Raw genomic sequence first — 20,343 nt, 5'->3', positions numbered from 1 at the left:
GAATTTCCGCCGAGTAATTATCATGCTTCTTCGAACATATCTTTGCCCACTCCGCATTCGGGGCAAACCCAGCCATCGGGCAGGTCCTCAAAAGCCGTGCCCGGAGAGACTCCGTTTTCCGGATCGCCTTTTTCAGGATCGTAGGTATAGCCGCAAACGGTACAGACCCACTTTTTCATAATTATATTCAAAACCCCCAAATCTATTTTTGTATTATTGCTTACTCCGTTTTTAAATCCCGGGTTTATGGCGGCATTAACCCCATTTGCCTTTGTTCATGTGAGTCTTGAGTTCGGCTTTCACCTTCTGCTGCACTTCATTAGCTGCTACCATGGCCGTCTTAAAAACGGATACGCATCCGGGATCAAGCTCGTCCTTGATTCCTTTGTCGCATATTTCTTTTGCCTTTTCCATTAAAGTCAGCAGTTCCATATGAAGGTTGTTGGAAAATCTGGACCTTTCAACCAAAGATGCAGCCTGTTCCTCCATTTGTATGAATTTTTCTTTGGGAGCCCCGCACTTCGGGCATTTGTCGGGGGCTTCATCCCCGTCATGAATATAGCCGCATACGGAACACTGCCATTTTGCCATAAATCTTCCTCCTCATGTTTTTTTATGTATGTTCATAATTTCTTGCTCAACTTCCTTGGCGCCTTCTTCATAAAAGGCTTCTTCGTCCGGGGCGAGCTCCTTCAATAGCCTCAAAAATTCGCCTGCATGAACCCTTTCTTCATCGGCAATATCCTTTAAGACTTCAATTGCCAATTCATTGTCTGTTGATTCGGCAAGCTGCATATATAGCTGTATTGCTTCATACTCTGCAGCCACCATAAACCTTATAGCTCTAACAAGTTCCTGTTCTGTGAGCTTGCGTTCTTTTGCAAGCCCAGAAAATGGGCTGCCAAAATCAGGCATGACATTTTCCTCCTTAAATTCAAAATAAGTTGATTATATAGCAAGCGGGATACCTGCCAGCATATGAGGCTTTAGGTGAAAATGCAGGCAGGTATCCGGCATCAAACGCTATTGCAAACGGCATGTTTTAAAACTTGGCAAATTTATCCTTTGAAACACCGCACACTGGGCATTTGTCCGGGACAGTTCCTTTTACGGTGTAGCCGCATACGGGGCACACATAAACTTCTTCTTCGCCTATATCGCTGTCATTCTGAGCAAGCTTCTTTGCTTCGTCGTACAGGGCCGCATGAATTTTTTCTGCTTCAATGGCGTAGTGGAAGCTTTTTTCGGCAGTTTTTTCGTCCTGCAGCTTTGCTACCGCATCATAGGCCGGATACATTTCGTCGACTTCGAAATTTTCTCCATTGATGGCGACCTGAAGGTTGTCAGGGGTGCCGTTTAATTCCTGGAGGGCTTTGAAATGATTGGTGGCGTGAACCTGTTCTGCATAAGCTATCGCTCTAAACAACCTGGCTATGTTTGGTTTACCTTCCTTTTCGGCCGTATCTGCAAAAATGAGATATTTCATATGAGCCTGGCTTTCACCGGCAAAAGCGCTTTTGAGATTTTCTTTTGTCATCGTCTTCATAGCAATTACCTCCGTGCTTAATTTTAAGTAAAAATATTTCATAATATAATTAATTTACCTACTCATTATAATTCAATATTTTTCGTTAAACTCCTGCTGTATGTAAATATTTTTTGCTAATTTTTTACCTTTTATGACGGTGTTAAGGTCAATGCTTTTACTGCATTAAAGGTTCTCCTTTTAATGTCACATCGCCATTGCGTTCTATAAAATCATTCATCAAAATTCACCTCCTTATCTTGCATTTTAATTTAACTTTAAATCATATCGATATTATAATAATAATTATTATTATTGTCAAGACTTTTTTAAAAAAATTTTTATCCTTGCGCACAACAAAAACAAAAAGTGCCGAAAAACGGCACATATTGAAGAAAACAAAATCCGATAAAATAATTTCATATTTTTGGACAAATGTGAAACAATTTATGATAACTTCAGGATTTATTTCTTTCGATGGCGTACTGTATCGGCCGACAAAAACTTATTGAATTACATAAACAGATTTCCGATAAAAATACCGCAATAATTTCCAATTACATAACCCCATACGCCTACTAAGACAGCAGGAAGTACCAGCTCGTCCCACCCTTTTGCTATAGCCATTGCCGCGGCGGTGGTTGGTCCGCCTATATTGGCGTTTGATGCTATGAGAATTTCCTCCAGATTGAATTTGAGCATTTTTCCCAGAACCAGTGATACGATCATATTTACAATCACCATAATAGCGCAATATAAAAGTATAATTGGCGCTTTTGTCAGAATCATTCTTATGGAAGCGGGGACTCCAATAACTACAAAGAAAAGATATATAAGAAAAGTCCCCAATTCGTCTGCTCCCTTTATATTTGAGAAGAAATTCGGGAAAATTGAAGCAAGGATGACGGTAAGTGTAGTAATAATCAAGTACTGCTGGCCGAACACCATCCGAATAATCCATGGAGCATCGGATGCTTTTACGAAAGAAGCGAATTTTGTGGAAAGGGCTGCAATTACTACAGCGCTTCCCATGGCCAGTGCGATGTCTTGAAGCGATATTTCCTTTGCTCCCCAGTATTTTGCTGCATTGGTCTTATTCGGGTCATTTCCTCCTTCCTGTATTTTATCCTCATATGGATGACTGTACATTTTTTTAAAGAATGGTATGCTTGGTATGGCAAGAAGAACAAAGAAGTATAGAGCCATATTGAGATTGTCTGCTACAGTGGTGGCGCTGACTACTTCCCCTGAAGCCTTGAAAGCCGCGGACATGGCGGCGAAGTTTACTCCGCCTCCTATGTAGCTACCTGTCATCATCCCTGCTACTTTTGCGACCTCAGGCACCCATTTCCCTATCAGCAATGTGGCTAAAATAGCCCCTATTATGGTTCCAACGGCGCTGATATTAAAGATTAAAAAAGTTCTTCCGCTCATGTTCCAAATTTTCCTGATGTCAGCTTTGAATAAAAGCAAAGGCACTGCAATTGGAACAACATAACTCCACACCCCATCCCAGACGGGGCTGTCTGTCGGGATGATGTTCAGATTGGCCAGTACAAGTGCGCCGATAAGTGCAATAATAGCTCCCGTCACTTTTGCAGCCCATTTGTAATGCTGCTCCAGATAAATGCTGATGGCTGCCCATCCCACAAGAAATCCACCTAACAGCCATACATCATCGGGTTTGATAAGACTCATATTATCCCTCCTGAATCAATTTATTTCATTATATTGATATTATTCTACACAAATCAAGAAATTCCTTCATAAGTAAAAATTTTTTTTCAACATCCTGAAATTATATTTAATAAGATAATTTAAATAAAAATAATATCATGCAGATTTTCGTTATGTCAACTTTGTTGTTAAATAAATAAAAAATAAAGAGGAAATTTCAAGATAATGAAGAATATATTTTATAGATATATATTTTCATCTAGTTTAAATCATATCCTTTCAAATTTTAAGATTAACGAGGGAGGAATTGAAAATGAATTTTGATGCCCATTCGGATATTTTGACCGATGTGACCATCAAAAGATTGATGGGCGAAAAAAATGTTTTCAAAAAATACCATTTTGAAAGATTGAAAAAAGGTATGGTTAATGGTGCTATATTGGTGGTATGGGTGGATCCTCCGTATACCGATAACCCTATGGCAAGGATGTTGCAGGTTCTGGGAGCCGTAAGCGAAGAAATGGAGGAAATGAGTGACTGTGCTGGTATAGTGTATAAATATGACGATATTAAAAAAATTCAGGATTCAGGGAAGATTGCCATATTGCTTGGCATGGAGGGGATGAGCGGCCTCGGGCGGAACGTAAGTCTGATAAATATGCTGTACAGGCTTGGTATACGCCATGGAATGTTGACATGGAATGAAGAAAATGAGTTTGCTACGGGAGCGGGAAGCCCAAATACAAAAAGAGGTGTTACACCCCTGGGGATTGAGGCATTAAAGAGAATGGAGAGGTTGGGTATGATTGTGGATGTATCTCACAGCAATGAAAAGACATTCTGGGATATCTATGAAAATACTCAGAAACCTTTTATCGCCTCCCATTCAAATGTATATAAATTATGTCCGGTGCCCAGAAATTTAAAAGATGACCAGATAAAAGCGGTAGCGGAACGGGGCGGTGTTATCGGGATAAATGCATGGCCGGATTTTATTGATAAAGATGAGCCTTCAATAGAAAATCTTATAAAACATGTAGAATATATAGTAAACCTGGTTGGGATAGACTATGTTTGTTTTGGATTTGATTTTTGCGATTTTTTAAGCGATGCCACGACACAGAGCTTTCAGGCAGGTGAATCAATATTTACAAAAGGATTGGAAGATGCGACAAGGATTCCGAAATTTGTAGAAATGCTTGAAGAAAAAGGTTTTAGCTCTGACGATATAGAAAAAATCACCCATAAAAACATTGAACGAGTTATAAAAGAAATACTAAAGTAAAAATAAATTTTAAAGCCCGGTACAAACACCGGCTTTTTTATTATTTTCATTTTAAAAATAATAAATTATATAGTAGAATATATATGTAACGAAGCTTTCCTGGTCTTTCTTTATAATAATAAATAACAAGAGGTGTTTTATGTATTTGACTGTCGATGGAATGGATATATTCTATAAGAAAGCCGGGCGCGGCCCAAAAGTATTGCTTTTGCACGGTTGGGGAGGCTGCGCGGATAGTTTCCTGCCGGTATTTAATTATCTTTCGAGCAGGTTTGAGGTTTATGCGCTGGATTTTCCGGGATTTGGCAAAACCGCGCCTCCCGCAGAGCCCTGGGGCGTGGAAGATTACATGCGAGTGACTTATGAATTCATAAAACTTTTAGGTATTGAAAAAACGCATATAATAGCTCATTCATTTGGCGGAAGGGTTACCATAATGCTGGCGGCTTTACATCCTGAGGTGGTAGGCAAAATAGTGCTTGTCGACAGTGCAGGTTTAATTCCGAAAAGGTCCCTTTCCTACTATCTAAGAGTATATACATTCAAATTGATGAAAAAACTCTACATAATGTTTTCCAATGGACCGACAGAAGAAAAACTGAAGAGATTTTATGAAAGGTACGGCTCAAAAGATTATAAAGAAGCCGGGAATTTGCGAAGCACCTTTGTAAAGGTGGTAAATCAGGACTTAAAAAAATATCTGCCATCCATAAAATCTCCCACTCTGCTCATTTGGGGCGAGAAAGACGACCAGACGCCGCTATATTTTGCAAAAATCATGGAAAGACAGATTCCCGATGCTGGCCTTGTAGTATTTAAAGGAGCCGGTCATTTTTCCTATCTCGATCGATTGTATGATTTTAATATTATTGTTTCTAAGTTTTTTGAAGGGAACGGTAATGCGTGATGAACATTGATTCAAATTATATTCTATATCCATTATTCTGCGCCACATTTATATTGTCGTTGTTTTTCAGCAGCAAAAGATATCTCCACATGGCCCAGCTGGAGGGCTATAAACCGGGGCAATATGCCAGATGGTTAAAGATTAATGCGCGGAGGATTTTTTTCAGAGAAACTATAATTATTGTCCTGATATCGACAGTAATATATTTCGTTTTAAAAATCGACAAAACAATTTCTATAAAAGGCACAATCGGTTTTATCATATGGTTGTTGAGTATACTTTATTATTCTTTCTACTTATATAACCTTGAAAAGAAAGCTAAAAAACCACTGGCATTCACCAAAAGGGCGACAAGACTTTTCATATTTGAGCTGTTGCTCGTGGCAGTTTCAATTTATATTTACTATATAAAAATCGGTGAATTTTTTCCGGCTTTAATAATCTCATCAATAATTATATATATTGTGCCTTTCTATATGTTGATTGCAATGATTCTGATAAATCCTCTGGAAATGTATATACAGTATAGATATTTCAGGAGCGCGCAGGAAAAAATAAAAAACATGAAGAATTTAAAAGTTATAGGAATAACCGGCAGCTACGGGAAAACAAGCACAAAATATTTCACAGCAACTCTTTTAAAGCAAAAGTATAATACTCTGATGACACCTGAAAGTTACAATACGCCAATGGGTATCACAAAGGTGATAAGAGAGCAGCTGACCGATTCGCATGAGGTGTTTGTGTGCGAGATGGGAGCAAGATATAAAGGCGATATCAGAAAACTGTGCAGTCTTGTAAACCCATCTATAGGAGTATTGACGTCCATAGGGCCCCAGCACCTTGAAACTTTTAATTCCATAGAAAACATAGTTGAGACTAAATTTGAACTTATCGAGTCCCTGCCGGAGAACGGCATTAGTATACTGAATGGAGATAATGAATATATAATAAAAAAGGTGAATAGTATCAAAACCAATGCTGTTTTATATGGAATTAATTCCAGCAGGCAGGATTTTTATATAACCGCCAGGGACATAAACAATTCAAGAGAAGGGTTAAAGTTCAAAGTAAGAACTGCAGACGGTATTGAATTTGATTGCAAAACTTCCCTTTTAGGCAAACACAATGTAAGCAACCTGCTGGCTGCCATATGTGTCGCCTTAAAAATGGGGCTTACTGTATATGAAATTCAGGCGGGACTCAAAGACATTAAACCTGTACCCCACAGGCTTCAAATTTTAGATACTAACAACGGAGTAACCGTAATTGACGATGCCTTTAACTCAAATCCTGAAGGGGTAAGGCAGGCTCTTGAAATTATGAAGGAGATAGAAGGCAGACAAAAAATTGTCGTTACTCCGGGCATGGTGGAACTTGGGGCAATCGAGAAGGAAGAAAACAAGAAAATGGGGATACTTATGGCCCGTTGCTGCGATTATGCCGTTATCGTCGGAAAGAAGAGAACAAGGCCTATAATTGAAGGTTTGATGGAAGAAAACTTTTCGCCAGAAAATATAAAGGTAGTGTCAAGTTTGGATGAGGCCACAAAAGTTTTGAGCAATATCGTAAAGCCAGGAGATGTTGTCTTATTTGAAAATGACCTTCCGGATAATTACGATGAATAATTTTTGTGTTAGATAACCTGCGCATATAAAATCATATCGTAATCTGTATTTTAATAATGGAGGGGTTTTAATGTTAAATGTAGCCGTTATGTTCGGAGGAAGGTCTGTTGAACATGAAGTATCTGTAATTACAGGCCTTCAGGTGATGGAAAATATTGATAAATCAAAGTACCGTATCATACCCGTTTATATAAGCAAAGAAGGCAGATGGTATACCGGAGAAGCATTGAAGGAGATCAAAAATTATCAAGATGTTTCCGCGATGCTCAAAAAAAGCAGAGAGATAATTTTGTCTCCGACCTATGATTTAAAAAAAATTTATTTTTATCCGTTTAAGACAGGAATTTTAAAAAAAGAGCCGGAAAGTTTGCGCGTTGATGTGGCTTTTCTGGCTTTCCATGGAGCCTTCGGCGAGGATGGTTGCATACAGGGGCTTCTAGAATTGGCCGGCATACCATATACGGGGCCCGGGGTAGTAGGCTCCGGCATAGGTATGGATAAAATCATAATGAAGGATATTTTCAAGTCAAATGATTTGCCAATAGTGAATTACACATGGTTTTTTAGAAAAAATTATGAGCAAGACCCTGAAACAACAATAAAAAATGTGGAAAACAAATTAAATTATCCGGTATTTGTAAAACCGGCAAATCTGGGTTCAAGCATAGGTATCACAAAGGCAAAATCGCGAGAAGAACTGATTTATGCCATTGAAATTGCAATAAGGTATGACAGAAAAGTAATCATAGAAGAAGCTGTGAAGGATCCTCTTGAGATAAATTGCTCAGTAATGGGGATGGATGATGAATTGTCGGCTTCTCTTTGTGAAATGCCCGTATCATGGCAGGAATTTTTAAGCTATGAAGACAAATATATGCATAATGAAAGTCCTAAAGCGGGTATGAAGGGAGCTGCAAGAAAAATTCCAGCGCCTATTCCCGAGGAAAAGACCGAGGAGATCAAACGGCTGGCTTTAAAAGCATTTAAAGTGCTGGACTGTGCCGGTGTGGCGCGAATTGATTTTCTTGTAGAAAAGGAAAGCATGAAAGTTTATATAAATGAAATAAATACAATTCCCGGTTCCATTGCTTTTTATTTATGGGAGCCCGGCGGAATAAAATTTCAAAACCTTATCGATAATTTGATTGGATTTGCTATTAAAAGATACAGGGAACAAGAAAAAAATATTTACTCCTTTGACACAAATTTGCTGCAAAAAGTTTCAAGCGGACTTAAGGGAGTAAAGACTAAAAACCAAATGTAGATATCGAAGAAAGGTGCATAAAATATGGAACTTGGAAATAAAATAAGGGAGCTTCGCATGAGCCAGAATATAACCATTGAACAGCTGGCAGAAAAAACTGGATTGAGTACGGGCCTTATCAGCCAGATTGAAAGGGATAAAACAGGCCCTTCGGTTGCTTCTCTGTGGAAAATAGCAAAAGCGCTGAACACATCAATGAATTATTTTTTCGAAGAATATGAAAAACACGATCCCGTGGTCAAGAAAAAAGAACGCAAAAAAATAATACTGCCCAATTCCAATATAACATATGAATTGCTCTGCCCCGATCTGACAAGGAAAATAGAATTTTTGCTGGTGAAAATAAAGCCCGGAGAATGCAATTATGACGATCAAATAAGCCATGAGGGAGAAGAGTGCGGGCTGGTCTTAAAAGGCAGATTAAAGGTTAAATGGGGAAGCAAGGAGTATATTCTGGAGGAGGGCGACAGTATATATTTTGACAGCACAGTGCCGCACAGGTATGTAAATATAGGAGATAAAACGGCCATATCCGTGTGGGCTATGGTGCCGCCCAGTTTTTAAAACGTTGATTTTGACAAATTTCTTCACAAAAAATTAACTTTTTGATAATTTTTACTTCACAAATTCTTTGTATACTATAATTGAAACGTATTATCATGATTTATGTATACAAAAAGCAGAAAAGGAGGAAAGTGAAATGATAAAGAACAGGGTTACATTGCTGGAACAGGAGAGGGAAAAGCTTTTAAATCAATGGACAAAAAATGAGGGCAACAAGGTCAAACTCCTGGTGCGCATAATGGAATTGGAAGAGCAAATCGAAGCCATGAAAAAAGGCGCATGAAAATTTTAGCGCTTTACAAGTTTAATACATTAAAGTATAATAGAACCAGAATTTTATGAGGAGAGGGGATTTCTTTGAAGAAAATCATTTCTCTAATTCTGGTTCTATTATTTATTGCAGTAATTGTAGCAGGGTGCGGACAGAAAGCCGCGGACACTTCCGGGGCAAACACATCAAACCAGGCAGCCCAAAATAATCAAAACCAAACCGCCGAATCCAACAATTCCGAAAACGGCGCCGCCAATTCGAGTGCGGACGATTCTCTGGAAAGGGTTAAGAAAGCCGGCAAAATAACAATAGGCATCGACGATGCTTTCCCGCCGCTGGAATTCCGGGATGAAAAAAATCAGCTGGTGGGCTATGATATAGATTTGTCAAGGGAAGCCGCCAAAAGGCTTGGAGTCGAAGCAGAGTGGATTCCCACTGACTGGAATGGGGTTATTCTGGCGTTGAACTCCAAGAAGTTTGACATAATCTGGTCCGGTATGAGCATGACCGCCGAAAGAGCAGAACAGGTGGATTTTTCCCCGGCGTATCTCAACGAAGCCCAGGTGGTGGTGGTAAAGGCCAATGATGATTCAATAAAGACTCAGGAGGATTTAAAGGGAAAATTCGTAGGCACACAGCTGGGCAGCACCAGCGAGGAGGCTGCCAATAAGATTGAAGGATTGAAAGAGCTCAAGAAATACTCCAAGTTTACAGAGGCATTCCTTGATCTGGCCAACAACAGGACTCAGGCTATAGTGGTGGACGAACTTGTGGGGCGCTACTACATGACCAAAAGGCCCAATGAGTTCAAAGTTGCTTTTCCCCTGGTGAAAGAGCCTATAGGAATTGCTTTCCGAAAAGAGGATAAGGCGTTGAGGGAAGCCCTTGTCAAAGTGCTTGAGGAAATGAAGCAGGACGGTACAATGGCACAAATTTCACAAAAATGGTTTGGCGAGGATATTTCCACCCTTGAAGATGTAAAGTTTTAAAACAATCATCATATCCATGAATAAAAGGCAGTGGCGGTATCCGTTACACAATATGCCCTTTGAAAACTTTCAAAGGGCGAACTTATTTATTTATATTATATTAATCGCAGAACTTTGAGGTGGGCAAATGGATTTTGAATATATGAAAAACCTTATACCTATTCTGGGGCTGGGAGCCGTAACCACTGTGGAGCTTACCATCCTTTCGGTAATCTTTGGAACTTTCATCGGACTTTTACTTGCTCTCATGAAAATTTCTTCAAATATAATACTTTCCAGGGCTGCAGGGTTTTACATTTATGTGATGAGAGGCACCCCGCTTTTGCTGCAGCTTTTCGCCATTTACTACGGCGGGCCTTCAATAGGCGTAAACCTTCCTCCTTTTGTGGCGGCGGTGCTGGGCATGAGCGCAAATTCCGCCGCTTACGTGGCGGAAATCATAAGAGCCGGCATTCAGTCCATCGACAGAGGCCAGATGGAAGCGGCAAAGGCTCTGGGTATGACTTACGGCCAGGCCATGAGGAGGATTATACTGCCCCAGGCGTACCGAAGGCTGATTCCTCCTATGGGCAATGAATTCATAGCACTCTTGAAGGATTCATCGCTAGTTTCCACAATCGCCATGGTGGAGCTGATGCGGGTGGCCCAGCAAATGTATGCCAATTCCTTCAAGCCCATAGAAGTGTTTACCATGGCGGGAATCTATTACCTTATACTCACCTCGGTTTTCACGATAATATTCGGGAAGATGGAAAGGAGGTTCTCGGTATATGAATGAAGTTTCGGCAAGTGTTGCTGGGAAAACTCCTATGATTTCAATAAAGAACCTGTATAAATCTTTCGGAAACTTAAAAGTGCTGGAAGATATAAACCTTACGGTATTTTCCGGCGAAGTGGTGGTCATCATCGGCCCCAGCGGCTCCGGCAAGAGCACGCTTTTGAGGTGCATTAAAAACCTGGAGCGGCCCGAAAAGGGCGGAATTTTTGTGGAAGGCCGGCCTCTGGAAGCCAAAAGTAAATCGTTTAAAGCCCTGCAGCAGGAGATAGGCATGGTGTTTCAACATTTCAACCTGTTTCCCCATATGACGGCGCTTGAAAACGTGATGGAGGGCCCGGTGACGGTAAAGAAGATGCCCCGAAGAAAGGCCGAGGAAATCGCCCTGGACCTTCTGAACAAGGTGGGCCTGGCGGACAAAAAGGATGAATATCCTTCACGTTTGTCCGGGGGCCAGAAGCAGAGGGTGGCCATAGCCAGAGCGCTGGCCATGCAGCCGAAAGTGATGCTATTTGACGAGCCCACATCGGCCCTGGACCCGGAATTGGTGGGAGAAGTGCTTTCTGTAATGAAAAGCCTCGCAAAGGACGGCATGACCATGATGGTGGTAACTCACGAGATGGGCTTTGCCAGGGAAGTGGCCGACAGAGTGGTTTTCATGGACGGCGGGAGGATACTGGAGGAAGATGTGCCCCTTAATATCTTCAAAGCCCCCAGGCACGAAAGAACCAGGAGCTTTCTGGAAAAAATAATAGCGTGATGCTTTAGAGTCTTCCATAAACAACGCAAATCTACTCACATATGCAGGCCACGGGCCTGGTGAATGACCATATAGTAGACTGCTTCAGGCATGCTCAGTTGAAATAAAGATGTATAATATTGCTCCAGATGGAAAAAATATTGTAGTAAGCCAGGAATTCCCCAATCGATATATGCAAAATCAAAAGAAACCTGGAGAAAATTCACGAAATCAGCATAAATATCCACATAATACTTTAGAATAACAATTTTTCCGGGGAAAATATATCAGGGGAATATTGATTTTAAAACCGGCTTTGTATAAGATATATCATGTGATTAGCACTCACTAAATGCGAGTGCTAACAGCAGGTAAGAGCAGCCAATAATTAAAAGGAGGGGTATAGATGAACATCAAACCGTTAGGTGACCGAATCGTCATCAAAGTTCTGGAGAAAGAGGAAAAGACCAAGGGTGGCATCGTTTTGCCCGATACCGCCAAGGAAAAACCCCAGAAGGGCGAAGTTCTGGCGGTAGGCAGCGGTGAAATCATCGACGGTCAGAAAGTGCCTCTTGAAGTCAAGGTTGGAGATAAGATCATATTCTCCAAGTATGCAGGCACCGAGGTCAAAATCGATGACGAAGAGTACCTTATCTTGAGACAGAGCGATGTTCTTGCCATATTAGAATAAGTTAAAATTTAAGGAGGGATTTTGAAATGGCAAAACAGATAAAATTTGATGAAGATGCCCGCAGGGCATTGTTAAAAGGCATAGACAAACTTGCCGATACTGTGAAGGTAACACTGGGGCCCAAAGGCCGTAACGTGGTACTGGATAAGAAGTTCGGGACACCCACCATCACCAACGACGGCGTAACCATCGCCAGGGAAATCGAACTGGAAGACCCCTTTGAGAACATGGGAGCCCAGCTCATTAAAGAAGTCGCCACAAAGACTCAGGATGTAGCCGGCGACGGAACAACCACCGCTACGTTGCTTGCTCAGGCTATCATCCATGAAGGCATGAGAAACGTGGTGGCCGGAGCCAATCCCATGATTTTGAAGAAAGGTATTGAAAAAGCCGTTAAGGCCGTTGTTGAAGAAATCAAGACTTTCAGCAAACCTGTCGAAACCAGAGAAGCCATCGCTCAGGTTGCATCCATTTCCGCAGCCGATGAAGAAATCGGTCAGCTCATTGCCGATGCCATGGAAAAGGTTGGGAAAGACGGAGTCATCACCGTCGAAGAATCCAAGACCATGGGCACCAACCTGGAAGTTGTGGAAGGTATGGAATTTGACAGGGGTTACATATCCCCCTACATGGTAACTGATACAGAGAAAATGGAAGCCGTTCTTGACGATCCGTATATACTGATTACCGACAAAAAGATTTCCAATGTGCAGGACCTGCTGCCAATCCTTGAAAAGATTGTTCAGCAGGGCAAGAAGCTTCTCCTCATCGCCGAAGATGTGGAAGGCGAAGCTCTCGCCACCCTTGTGGTCAACAAACTGCGCGGAACCCTTACCTGCGTGGCCGTGAAGGCTCCAGGCTTTGGCGACAGAAGGAAGGCCATGCTGGAGGATATTGCCGTTCTGACCGGCGGCCAGGTTATCTCCGAAGAACTGGGAATCGACATAAAGAGCGCCACTATCAATATGCTGGGTCAGGCAAGACAGGTCAGGGTTGACAAAGAAAACACCACCATCGTCGACGGCGCAGGCAGCAAGGAAGACATCAAGAAACGCATCAACGCAATCAAAGCTCAGATCGAAGAAACAACTTCCGACTTTGATCGCGAAAAACTGCAGGAGCGCTTGGCTAAACTCGCCGGCGGCGTAGCCGTAATCCAGGTGGGCGCAGCCACCGAGACAGAGCTCAAAGAAAAGAAACACCGCATCGAGGACGCCCTTTCCGCCACAAGAGCGGCAGTTGAAGAGGGAATTGTCCCCGGCGGCGGCACCGCTTTCATCAACGCCATCCCCGCCCTTGACAAACTGAATGTGGAAGGCGACGAGAAAGTCGGCGTCGACATCATCAGAAAAGCCCTTGAAGAGCCCGTAAGGCAGATTGCATTCAACGCGGGCCTCGAAGGTTCAATCATCGTAGAAAAATTGAAAGCTAGCGAAAAAGGCATAGGCTTCGACGCTCTTCGCGAGGAATATGGCGATATGATCAAGAAGGGCATAGTCGATCCCACCAAGGTTACCAGATCCACGCTGCAGAATGCGGCGAGCGTTGCGGCAATGGTGCTCACCACCGAAGCTGTGGTGGCCGACATTCCCGAAAAGGAAAAGACGCCTCCCATGCCCAATCCCGACATGTATTAATAAAAACGGATATAATAAAGGACGAAGCAAAAAGACCCGTCGATTTCGGCGGGTCTTTTCCTGCGTCCGGGGGTAATTTAAAAATCCTATGCCGCCCGAGAGCCTGAAAAATCTTTTTTTCTTTCAGGCAAGATATAACATAAATAATATACTATAGGAACAATAACGGCGCCTCCAACGATGTTTCCCAGAGTTACGGGCAGGAGATTACCAAACCATATTTTACTCCATGAGACCTGAAGACCGAGGAACCTGGCGGCTGGCAAAAAAAACATGTTGGCTATACTGTGTTCAAAGCCGGACAGGACAAAAAGCATTATGGGAAACCAGCATGAGAGAATCTTGGAAGTAATGTCCTGAGCCGAAGTGGCAAGCCATACGGCAAGCACTACCAGTATGTTGCAGCCGATCCCCCTTAAAAAAGCACTGGCAAAATCCAAAGACAGCTTGGCATTTGCTATATTCATTGCGGTGTCAGCCGCGGGGCCGGTCAATAAACCCGACGCTGAAACAATATATGCTATGAAGACGGATCCCAGGAAATTTCCTATGTAAACCAAAAACCAGTTTTTTAAAAGCTGCGAAACAGTTATTTTTTTATCAAACAGGGCAAGGGTCATGAGATTGTTTCCAGTAAACAACTCCGCTCCGGCTATAACGACAAGCATGAGGCCTACGGGGAACACCGCGGCGCCCAAAAACTTCATAAGCCCCACATCGATTCTTTTAAAAGTCTGCATGATGACTATGTCAGCATTGGCTCCAAAAGCGATAAAGGCCCCTGCGAAAAAGCCCAGCAAGATCATCTGCACCGTCGACAAATTAGCCTTTTTGATACCTGCGGTTATAGTGGCTTCCGCAATTTCGACAGGCGATAAAAAATTTTTCTGCATCAAAATCCCTCCAGCGTTATGATGTAATAACATAGAATGATAAATATTTCACAATCTCATTATAACACCTGAAATTAATAAAATCAATTTTTATTGTAATTATTTTATGTCGATATGGTCCCGAAGACAGAGTAAAAAAAATCGCTGCCCCTAAAGAGGAGGGAAGCGAAAAGAGGTAATAGAAGGCATGAAAAAATACGGTGCCGTATATTTCGGAGCCGTAAGAGGCACCGCCGCACTCAACGCCAGGAGTATAAAAAAGCAGAGGTGGCGGCCTATGAAGATCTTAGCACCGAGGCCATCCACCGCTTCTATGTGGAGGACTTTCCGGCCATTGTTGTAATCGACAGCCGAGGCAATAATCTATATGAGACTGAACGATCAGGTGCCTGAGCACAACACTTTCACCTGGAGGAACTTCTGGATACACCCGCCGATTCAAAGGTCGCCATCTCGCTCTGGATGCGGGTGGCAGCTTCTATAATATGAAAAGCGAGGACAGCGCCTGTCCCTTCCCCGAGCCGCATCTTCATGTGGAGCATGGGGTAAAGACCCATCATCTCCAACATTATTTTATGACCCGGCTCTTCGGATACATGGGATGCAATCATGTACTGCAGGGACGCGGGTTTAATTTTGCTTGCGACAAGTGCGGCGGCGGAAGAAATAAAGCCGTCGATTACGACAGGAATCCTGTTTGCCGCTGCGGTAAGTATGACCCCGGCAAGACCTGCAATTTCCAGGCCACCCACTTTTGAAAGCACATCTATTGGGTCAGTGGGGTCAGGGTTGTTTACCTCCAACGCTTTCATAATGGTTTTTATTTTCAAGGAGAGGCCCCTATCATCCAGCCCTGTACCCCGGCCAGCCGCTTTTTCCACTGGACAACCGAACGCTGCCAGAATGGCGCTGCTCGGAGTGGTGTTGCCGATCCCCATCTCACCGGTGGCAAGGATACTTGTGCCGCGATTTATTTCATCTTCAGCCACTTCGATACCGGCTTCAATGGCTCGTACGGCTTCTTCTCTGCTCATGGCGGGGCCTTTTGTCATATTGTTTGTGCCGTATTTTACCTTTTTTATGATAAGGGCCGGATGGTTTATATCTGTAGCCACACCTATGTCACAGCATACGATATTTGCGCCTGCATGGCGGGATAGAACGTTAATGGCTGCTCCTCCATTTATAAAATTTAGAACCATCTGAGGGGTCACTTCCTGCGGGAAAGCGCTCACACCTTCCTCCACTACGCCGTGATCCCCGGCCATTATGATGACGGACTTTTTTCCCAACTTCGGGATTGGATTGCCGGTTATGCCGGCGAGCTGCTTTACAATGTCTTCCAGCACACCCAGGCTACCCTGCGGCTTGGTCAGCGAGTCAAGTCGTAGAGATGCTTTTTCTACAGCCGACCGGTCGACAGGCATGATTCTGCTTACGGTAGCTTGCAGTTTTTCCATAAAGAATTCCCCTTTCCTTATATAATATAAAACAAAAGTTCCTGAATACAAAAAGCTGTATCCAGGAACTTTACCATCATTCCTGTTGACTTGCCGTCTGCTGCGGAAAGCCGACATCCAAAACAGGCAGGTCTTCTGGCTTGCGGATCATTACATTCCTTTCCCTTCCCGGCCCGGGGGACCAGTGGTTTGAAAGGATATTCCCCGCTTACAGCGGCGGGACCGCCCGGGATTTGCACCCGGTTCCCTATTCTCTCTTTTCGAGCACCTGTTTTGCTATTTTATTGTCCGCTGATATTATTATACTATATTAATTAATTTCTCACAAGACCAATTTTTTTGTGATCATATGCCCCGTATATTTCCAACAGGATTGACATCCGATTACCGCATGTTACAATGAAAATAAACAATTGCCTTTAAGGAAAAATAATTTAAGGCGGTGAGATAATTGATTGAAAACAGCCATGAAGGCATATTCAAACTATTGCTGGAGCTTGTATCCGTTCCCAGCATTTCCGCGACGGCCGGCGAAATCGAGATGGCGCTGCAAATTTACCGGAAACTGGCATCACTTTCATATTTTCAAGCTCATCCCGAATATCTGGAATTGCTCCCTATCAAACAGGACCCGCTGGGTCGCCGGGCGGTTTTTGCCCTTGTAAAAGCTGAACCGGTGGTGAAAAAAACCGTCATTTTAACGGGACATTACGATGTGGTGGATGTGGAGGGATTCGGAGCACTGAAACAATATGCCTTTAACCCGGTGGAATATACCCGGCGGCTTTCCGCCGAAAATCTCCCGGAAGAGGCGGAAAGGGACCTGGAATCGGGGAATTATATTTTCGGCAGGGGTGTTTCGGACATGAAATGCGGCCTTGCCATCGAGATGGCGCTGCTGGCGGAAGCTTCATGCAACCCGAGAAATCTCGGTTTAAACCTGATGTTTCTGGCGGTGCCCGATGAGGAAAACAACTCCACCGGCATGAGAGGAGCTGTTTCTCATCTTGCTCAAATTCGGGATAAATTCGATCTCGACTATGTTGCCGCCGTCAACTGCGAGCCATCCGGCCCCGGAGCTCCGGATGACAGACACCGATATATATTTACTGGCACTATAGGGAAAATAATGCCCGTGTTTTACATCGTGGGAAAAGAAAGCCATGTGGGGGAATATTTTGAAGGTCTAAATTCAAATCTCTTAGCCTCATGTTTAACCCTGGCGCTGGAAGCAAATCCGGAGTTTGCGGACAGGGACGGACGAGATATTTTCCCTCCGCCCGCATGCCTGAGACTCAAGGATTTGAGGGATTCCTATTCGGTAACGCTTCCGGAAAGGACGGTGGCTTATTACAATTTGCTCACTGTATCTAAAACTCCCTCTCAAATCCTGGTAGTTATGAAAAAAGCAGCAGCAGAAGCTTTCGATATGGCCGTTGCACATGTAAAAAAGTCTGCTTCAGTCTATTCCGAAAAAACCGGTAAAATTGCTGACATGCCCTGGAAGAAAAAGATAATTGCGTATCGGGAGCTTGTCGAGCAGGTGTGGCAGGTTTTCCCGGGAAATATGTCGGAATATCTGAAGCGGCATTTGAATTCCCTGCCGGCTAGCCTTGACGAAAGAGAAAAAGCCATATCGCTGATTGGAGAACTGCTGAAGCATTATCCACACAGGGAACCGATGATAGTGGTGGGATTTTTGCCGCCTTATTATCCTCATCGCGGAAATTCCGGTATGACGGAGAAAGAAAGGAGCATTTTAAAAGCTGTTGATGAAGTTGTAGATACGGCTGAAAAGGACTATGGCATAGATATGAAAGTTGTGAATTACTTCGCCGGGATTACAGATCTCAGCTATTTTGGATTTCAGGGGGAACCGGAAGAGCTTAAATCCCTCTCCGACAACGTGCCCGGATGGGGGCATATTTATGACATTCCGATGGATGATCTGATGAGACTGGATATTCCCGTATTGAACATCGGGCCTTCGGGCAAAGACGATCACAAATATACCGAGAGGCTGGAGCTGGATTATTCCCTGAATGTGGCTCCGAAGCTCCTGAAGCGGGCAGTGGAAAGTATTGCCCGCCAGCATAGTTAATCACTTTCTGAAAGTTCCCCCGGTTCGAAAAGAGCGTTAATAATTTTCTTTACCTCTTCGTTGGCGAGGGAATAAATCACTTCCACGCCTTTTCTTTTGCCTTCGATGATGCCTCTGGCTTTAAGCACCGCCAGGTGCTGAGAAACCGTAGACTGGGGGAGGTCAAGACAGTTTTGCATGGTAGTGACGTTGCAGTCTTTGTTCATCAATTTGCATATGATGCAAAGCCTTGCTGGATGACCTATAACCTTCAAAATCTCGGCGATTTCGGCCAGTTTGTTTTTATATTTTTCTTTATCCATTTTATCCCTCTTTAATATTAATATTATATATTAATATTATGATATAATTTGGTGCTTGTCAAACATTGAAATTGCCTTTAATTACAAATTTTATCGGATAAAATGTCTATACATCTAATCAACTATATGATATAATATTTTACGGGGTGAAAAGGTTGCTGGACAAAAAAAGCCCTATACCGGTTTATTTTCAGCTTAAAAACTTTATAAAAGAGGATATTGAGAAAAAAAAGCTTAAACCCGGTGATCCCATACCGTCTGAAAGGGAATACTGTGAAAAATTCGGAATAAGTCGCATGACCGTGAGGCAGGCGTTGAAGGAGCTTGAAACCGAAGGGGTCATAGTGCGGGAAAAAGGACGAGGCAGCTTTGTGGCCATCCCGCGAATTGAGCAGGAAGGCTTGATGAGCTTTACTGAGATGGTCAAGGCAAGAGGGATGAAGCCCGAGACAGAAATGGTGGAATTTTTGAAAGTCCCTGCCGGAAATCTCGCCGCAACTCTTGGGATAAAAGCGCAAGAAAGTGTTTTTAAGATCACAAGGTTAAGAAAAGCTGATGGGATTCCCGTTGCTCTGGAAACCGTATACATTCCGGAAGAGTTTGTCCCGAATATAGAAGAGAAAGACCTCACCGGTTCCCTGTATAATATCCTGAAAGACGAATATGGGATGGAAATCAAGGGTTCAAAGACCGGTTTTTCTGCAGCCATGTCCACACCGTATCTGGAAGAACTGCTCAAACTTGAGGAGCCCATGCCTCTTTTAAAAGTTGAAAGCGTGAATTCTGCAGTCGGGTTGACTTATTATGAAATATCCTACTACAGATCCGACCATTTTAAAATAACTGTAAACCTGAGCAGGGGATGAGTATTTGAGAATGGAGGTATTATTATGGATTTGATAATTGCAAAGGATTACGCGGATTTGAGCAGGCGGGCCTGCCGGATAATCGCTTCTGAGATCAAGAAGAAGCCCGACCTTGTGCTGGGGCTTGCCACCGGGAGCACGCCTCTTGGAACATATCGTGAGTTGGTAAGGCTTTACCGGGAGGAAGGCCTGGATTTTTCAAGAGTGGTGACATTTAACCTCGATGAGTATTACGGCCTTTCAAAGGACAACCCGCAGAGCTATCATTATTACATGTTTGAAAACTTTTTCAGGCATGTGAATATAAAACCCGAGAATATCCATATCCCCGACGGAACTGCGGCAGACGTAGAATCCCATTGCCGAAAGTACGATGAAGAAATTGCAAGGCACGGAGGCATAGACCTGCAGCTTCTGGGGATAGGGCATAACGGCCATATAGGTTTTAACGAACCCGGCGATGAGCTTCTGACCGTGACACATATGACGGATTTGACACCGGATACCATAAAAGCTAATTCCAGGTTTTTTAACTCTATGGATGAAGTGCCCAAAAAAGCCATAACCATGGGCCTCGGCACCATCATGCAGGCCAAAAAGATAGTGCTTCTTGCTAGTGGCAAGAGCAAAGCCGGGATCATGGCCGAACTCCTGGATGAAAACGCGGTTTCCACAAAGAACCCTGCTTCCTTCTTGTTGCTCCACAAAGATGTGACGGTCATCATCGACGAAGAGGCAGCCGAACTACTAAAAAAATAAATTGAGTCAG

23 protein-coding genes, 1 pseudogene and 1 riboswitch are annotated in these 20,343 nt (G+C 43.1%); of the genes and pseudogenes, 16 read left to right on the top strand and 8 right to left on the bottom strand.

The genetic code is table 11. The features are described from left to right. Positions 1-20: 20 nt before the first annotated feature. The 5 genes from rd to AC6I1H_RS07625 all read right to left on the bottom strand — a co-directional run bounded on the left by rd (position 21) and on the right by AC6I1H_RS07625 (position 3,223). Positions 21-179 carry a rubredoxin gene (gene rd, locus AC6I1H_RS07645; RefSeq protein ID WP_497740358.1) on the bottom strand — a complete coding sequence of 53 codons (159 nt, stop codon included), beginning with the start codon at positions 177-179 and terminating at the stop codon, positions 21-23. Positions 180-255: 76 nt separating this feature from the next. Continuing rightward, positions 256-591, bottom strand: coding sequence for a rubredoxin-like domain-containing protein (locus AC6I1H_RS07640; RefSeq protein WP_497740357.1), 336 nt, complete (start codon positions 589-591; stop codon positions 256-258). A 12-nt stretch (positions 592-603) separates the two neighbouring features. Beyond that, positions 604-915 (bottom strand): encapsulin nanocompartment ferritin-likeEncB family encapsulin nanocompartment ferritin-like cargo protein cargo protein, encoded by a 312-nt coding sequence (encB, locus tag AC6I1H_RS07635; protein WP_497740356.1) that lies wholly within the window; start codon positions 913-915, stop codon positions 604-606. A gap of 127 nt (positions 916-1,042) precedes the next feature. Continuing rightward, positions 1,043-1,546: a rubrerythrin family protein gene (locus AC6I1H_RS07630; protein ID WP_497740355.1), complete on the bottom strand. Its 504-nt coding sequence runs from the start codon at positions 1,544-1,546 to the stop codon at positions 1,043-1,045. A 492-nt stretch (positions 1,547-2,038) separates the two neighbouring features. Then, positions 2,039-3,223, bottom strand: coding sequence for a DUF819 family protein (locus tag AC6I1H_RS07625; RefSeq protein WP_497740354.1), 1,185 nt, complete (start codon positions 3,221-3,223; stop codon positions 2,039-2,041). Between the two features lie 292 nt (positions 3,224-3,515). Here AC6I1H_RS07625 and AC6I1H_RS07620 point away from each other — a divergent pair, with 292 nt between their 5' ends. The 12 genes from AC6I1H_RS07620 to groL all read left to right on the top strand — a co-directional run bounded on the left by AC6I1H_RS07620 (position 3,516) and on the right by groL (position 13,952). After that, positions 3,516-4,487 carry a dipeptidase gene (locus tag AC6I1H_RS07620; protein WP_497740353.1) on the top strand — a complete coding sequence of 324 codons (972 nt, stop codon included), beginning with the start codon at positions 3,516-3,518 and terminating at the stop codon, positions 4,485-4,487. Between the two features lie 139 nt (positions 4,488-4,626). Next, complete coding sequence (locus AC6I1H_RS07615; protein WP_497740352.1) at positions 4,627-5,394, top strand: alpha/beta fold hydrolase; 768 nt, start codon at positions 4,627-4,629, stop codon at positions 5,392-5,394. Further along, a complete protein-coding gene (locus tag AC6I1H_RS07610; protein ID WP_497740736.1) occupies positions 5,394-7,022 on the top strand; it encodes a UDP-N-acetylmuramoyl-tripeptide--D-alanyl-D-alanine ligase in 1,629 nt (542 codons plus the stop codon). Before AC6I1H_RS07615 ends, AC6I1H_RS07610 begins: the two co-directional genes overlap by 1 nt. A 70-nt stretch (positions 7,023-7,092) precedes the next feature. Then, entirely contained in the window at positions 7,093-8,286 is a 1,194-nt protein-coding gene (locus AC6I1H_RS07605) for a D-alanine--D-alanine ligase family protein (protein ID WP_497740351.1), read from the top strand. Positions 8,287-8,310: 24 nt separating this feature from the next. Beyond that, a complete protein-coding gene (locus AC6I1H_RS07600; protein ID WP_497740350.1) occupies positions 8,311-8,850 on the top strand; it encodes a helix-turn-helix domain-containing protein in 540 nt (179 codons plus the stop codon). Positions 8,851-8,986: 136 nt separating this feature from the next. Next, positions 8,987-9,133, top strand: a complete 147-nt coding sequence (locus tag AC6I1H_RS07595; protein ID WP_497740349.1) for a chromosome segregation protein SMC — start codon at positions 8,987-8,989, stop codon at positions 9,131-9,133. A gap of 74 nt (positions 9,134-9,207) precedes the next feature. Then, complete coding sequence (locus tag AC6I1H_RS07590) at positions 9,208-10,110, top strand: transporter substrate-binding domain-containing protein (protein ID WP_497740348.1); 903 nt, start codon at positions 9,208-9,210, stop codon at positions 10,108-10,110. A 127-nt stretch (positions 10,111-10,237) separates the two neighbouring features. Next, positions 10,238-10,888, top strand: coding sequence for an amino acid ABC transporter permease (locus AC6I1H_RS07585; RefSeq protein ID WP_497740347.1), 651 nt, complete (start codon positions 10,238-10,240; stop codon positions 10,886-10,888). Between the two features lie 31 nt (positions 10,889-10,919). Continuing rightward, positions 10,920-11,645, top strand: coding sequence for an amino acid ABC transporter ATP-binding protein (locus tag AC6I1H_RS07580; RefSeq protein WP_497740735.1), 726 nt, complete (start codon positions 10,920-10,922; stop codon positions 11,643-11,645). Between the two features lie 29 nt (positions 11,646-11,674). Next, complete coding sequence (locus AC6I1H_RS07575) at positions 11,675-11,752, top strand: DNA-3-methyladenine glycosylase I (RefSeq protein WP_497740734.1); 78 nt, start codon at positions 11,675-11,677, stop codon at positions 11,750-11,752. Positions 11,753-12,030: 278 nt separating this feature from the next. Then, positions 12,031-12,315 carry a co-chaperone GroES gene (gene groES, locus AC6I1H_RS07570; RefSeq protein ID WP_497740346.1) on the top strand — a complete coding sequence of 95 codons (285 nt, stop codon included), beginning with the start codon at positions 12,031-12,033 and terminating at the stop codon, positions 12,313-12,315. Positions 12,316-12,341: 26 nt separating this feature from the next. Further along, on the top strand, positions 12,342-13,952 hold the full coding sequence (gene groL / locus AC6I1H_RS07565) for a chaperonin GroEL (protein WP_497740345.1): 1,611 nt from the start codon (positions 12,342-12,344) through the stop codon (positions 13,950-13,952). Positions 13,953-14,038: 86 nt separating this feature from the next. On the opposite strand, the gene AC6I1H_RS07560 is transcribed toward groL, so the two are convergent. Next, entirely contained in the window at positions 14,039-14,845 is an 807-nt protein-coding gene (locus tag AC6I1H_RS07560; RefSeq protein ID WP_497740344.1) for a formate/nitrite transporter family protein, read from the bottom strand. 154 nt (positions 14,846-14,999) lie between these two features. On the opposite strand from AC6I1H_RS07560, the pseudogene AC6I1H_RS07555 reads away from it, so the two are divergent. Then, positions 15,000-15,238, top strand: a pseudogene (locus tag AC6I1H_RS07555) (fumarate hydratase C-terminal domain-containing protein); the annotation flags it as partial. A gap of 11 nt (positions 15,239-15,249) precedes the next feature. Here the strand turns inward: AC6I1H_RS07555 and cobT are convergent. Further along, entirely contained in the window at positions 15,250-16,305 is a 1,056-nt protein-coding gene (cobT, locus tag AC6I1H_RS07550; protein ID WP_497740343.1) for a nicotinate-nucleotide--dimethylbenzimidazole phosphoribosyltransferase, read from the bottom strand. A 108-nt stretch (positions 16,306-16,413) separates the two neighbouring features. After that, positions 16,414-16,592, bottom strand: a riboswitch (cobalamin riboswitch). A 164-nt stretch (positions 16,593-16,756) separates the two neighbouring features. Between cobT and AC6I1H_RS07545 the strand changes: the two genes are divergently transcribed. Next, positions 16,757-18,406: a M20/M25/M40 family metallo-hydrolase gene (locus tag AC6I1H_RS07545; RefSeq protein ID WP_497740342.1), complete on the top strand. Its 1,650-nt coding sequence runs from the start codon at positions 16,757-16,759 to the stop codon at positions 18,404-18,406. On the opposite strand, the gene AC6I1H_RS07540 is transcribed toward AC6I1H_RS07545, so the two are convergent. Next, a complete protein-coding gene (locus AC6I1H_RS07540; protein ID WP_497740341.1) occupies positions 18,403-18,708 on the bottom strand; it encodes an ArsR/SmtB family transcription factor in 306 nt (101 codons plus the stop codon). The two genes, AC6I1H_RS07545 and AC6I1H_RS07540, sit on opposite strands and share 4 nt — an antisense overlap. Positions 18,709-18,863: 155 nt before the next feature. On the opposite strand from AC6I1H_RS07540, the gene AC6I1H_RS07535 reads away from it, so the two are divergent. Both AC6I1H_RS07535 and nagB read left to right on the top strand, forming a co-directional pair. Continuing rightward, a complete protein-coding gene (locus tag AC6I1H_RS07535; protein WP_497740340.1) occupies positions 18,864-19,574 on the top strand; it encodes a GntR family transcriptional regulator in 711 nt (236 codons plus the stop codon). Between the two features lie 24 nt (positions 19,575-19,598). Then, entirely contained in the window at positions 19,599-20,333 is a 735-nt protein-coding gene (gene nagB / locus AC6I1H_RS07530; RefSeq protein WP_497740339.1) for a glucosamine-6-phosphate deaminase, read from the top strand. Positions 20,334-20,343 lie beyond the last annotated feature (10 nt).

The organism is Biomaibacter sp. TOL (assembly GCF_059717795.1).
Note: the sequence above shows the minus strand (reverse complement) of the source record. Positions and strands in the feature narration are given on the sequence as shown.

Coding starts and splice junctions, on each gene's coding strand:
- AC6I1H_RS07595 (WP_497740349.1), top strand. CDS start 8,987: ATGATAAAGAACAGGGTTACATTGCTGGAACAGGAGAGGGAAAAGCTT.
- AC6I1H_RS07605 (WP_497740351.1), top strand. CDS start 7,093: ATGTTAAATGTAGCCGTTATGTTCGGAGGAAGGTCTGTTGAACATGAA.
- AC6I1H_RS07630 (WP_497740355.1), bottom strand. CDS start 1,546: ATGAAGACGATGACAAAAGAAAATCTCAAAAGCGCTTTTGCCGGTGAA.
- encB (WP_497740356.1), bottom strand. CDS start 915: ATGCCTGATTTTGGCAGCCCATTTTCTGGGCTTGCAAAAGAACGCAAG.
- AC6I1H_RS07540 (WP_497740341.1), bottom strand. CDS start 18,708: ATGGATAAAGAAAAATATAAAAACAAACTGGCCGAAATCGCCGAGATT.
- groES (WP_497740346.1), top strand. CDS start 12,031: ATGAACATCAAACCGTTAGGTGACCGAATCGTCATCAAAGTTCTGGAG.
- groL (WP_497740345.1), top strand. CDS start 12,342: ATGGCAAAACAGATAAAATTTGATGAAGATGCCCGCAGGGCATTGTTA.
- AC6I1H_RS07580 (WP_497740735.1), top strand. CDS start 10,920: ATGATTTCAATAAAGAACCTGTATAAATCTTTCGGAAACTTAAAAGTG.
- AC6I1H_RS07560 (WP_497740344.1), bottom strand. CDS start 14,845: ATGCAGAAAAATTTTTTATCGCCTGTCGAAATTGCGGAAGCCACTATA.
- cobT (WP_497740343.1), bottom strand. CDS start 16,305: ATGGAAAAACTGCAAGCTACCGTAAGCAGAATCATGCCTGTCGACCGG.
- AC6I1H_RS07585 (WP_497740347.1), top strand. CDS start 10,238: ATGGATTTTGAATATATGAAAAACCTTATACCTATTCTGGGGCTGGGA.
- AC6I1H_RS07640 (WP_497740357.1), bottom strand. CDS start 591: ATGGCAAAATGGCAGTGTTCCGTATGCGGCTATATTCATGACGGGGAT.
- AC6I1H_RS07615 (WP_497740352.1), top strand. CDS start 4,627: ATGTATTTGACTGTCGATGGAATGGATATATTCTATAAGAAAGCCGGG.
- AC6I1H_RS07600 (WP_497740350.1), top strand. CDS start 8,311: ATGGAACTTGGAAATAAAATAAGGGAGCTTCGCATGAGCCAGAATATA.
- AC6I1H_RS07625 (WP_497740354.1), bottom strand. CDS start 3,223: ATGAGTCTTATCAAACCCGATGATGTATGGCTGTTAGGTGGATTTCTT.
- AC6I1H_RS07610 (WP_497740736.1), top strand. CDS start 5,394: ATGAACATTGATTCAAATTATATTCTATATCCATTATTCTGCGCCACA.
- rd (WP_497740358.1), bottom strand. CDS start 179: ATGAAAAAGTGGGTCTGTACCGTTTGCGGCTATACCTACGATCCTGAA.
- nagB (WP_497740339.1), top strand. CDS start 19,599: ATGGATTTGATAATTGCAAAGGATTACGCGGATTTGAGCAGGCGGGCC.
- AC6I1H_RS07620 (WP_497740353.1), top strand. CDS start 3,516: ATGAATTTTGATGCCCATTCGGATATTTTGACCGATGTGACCATCAAA.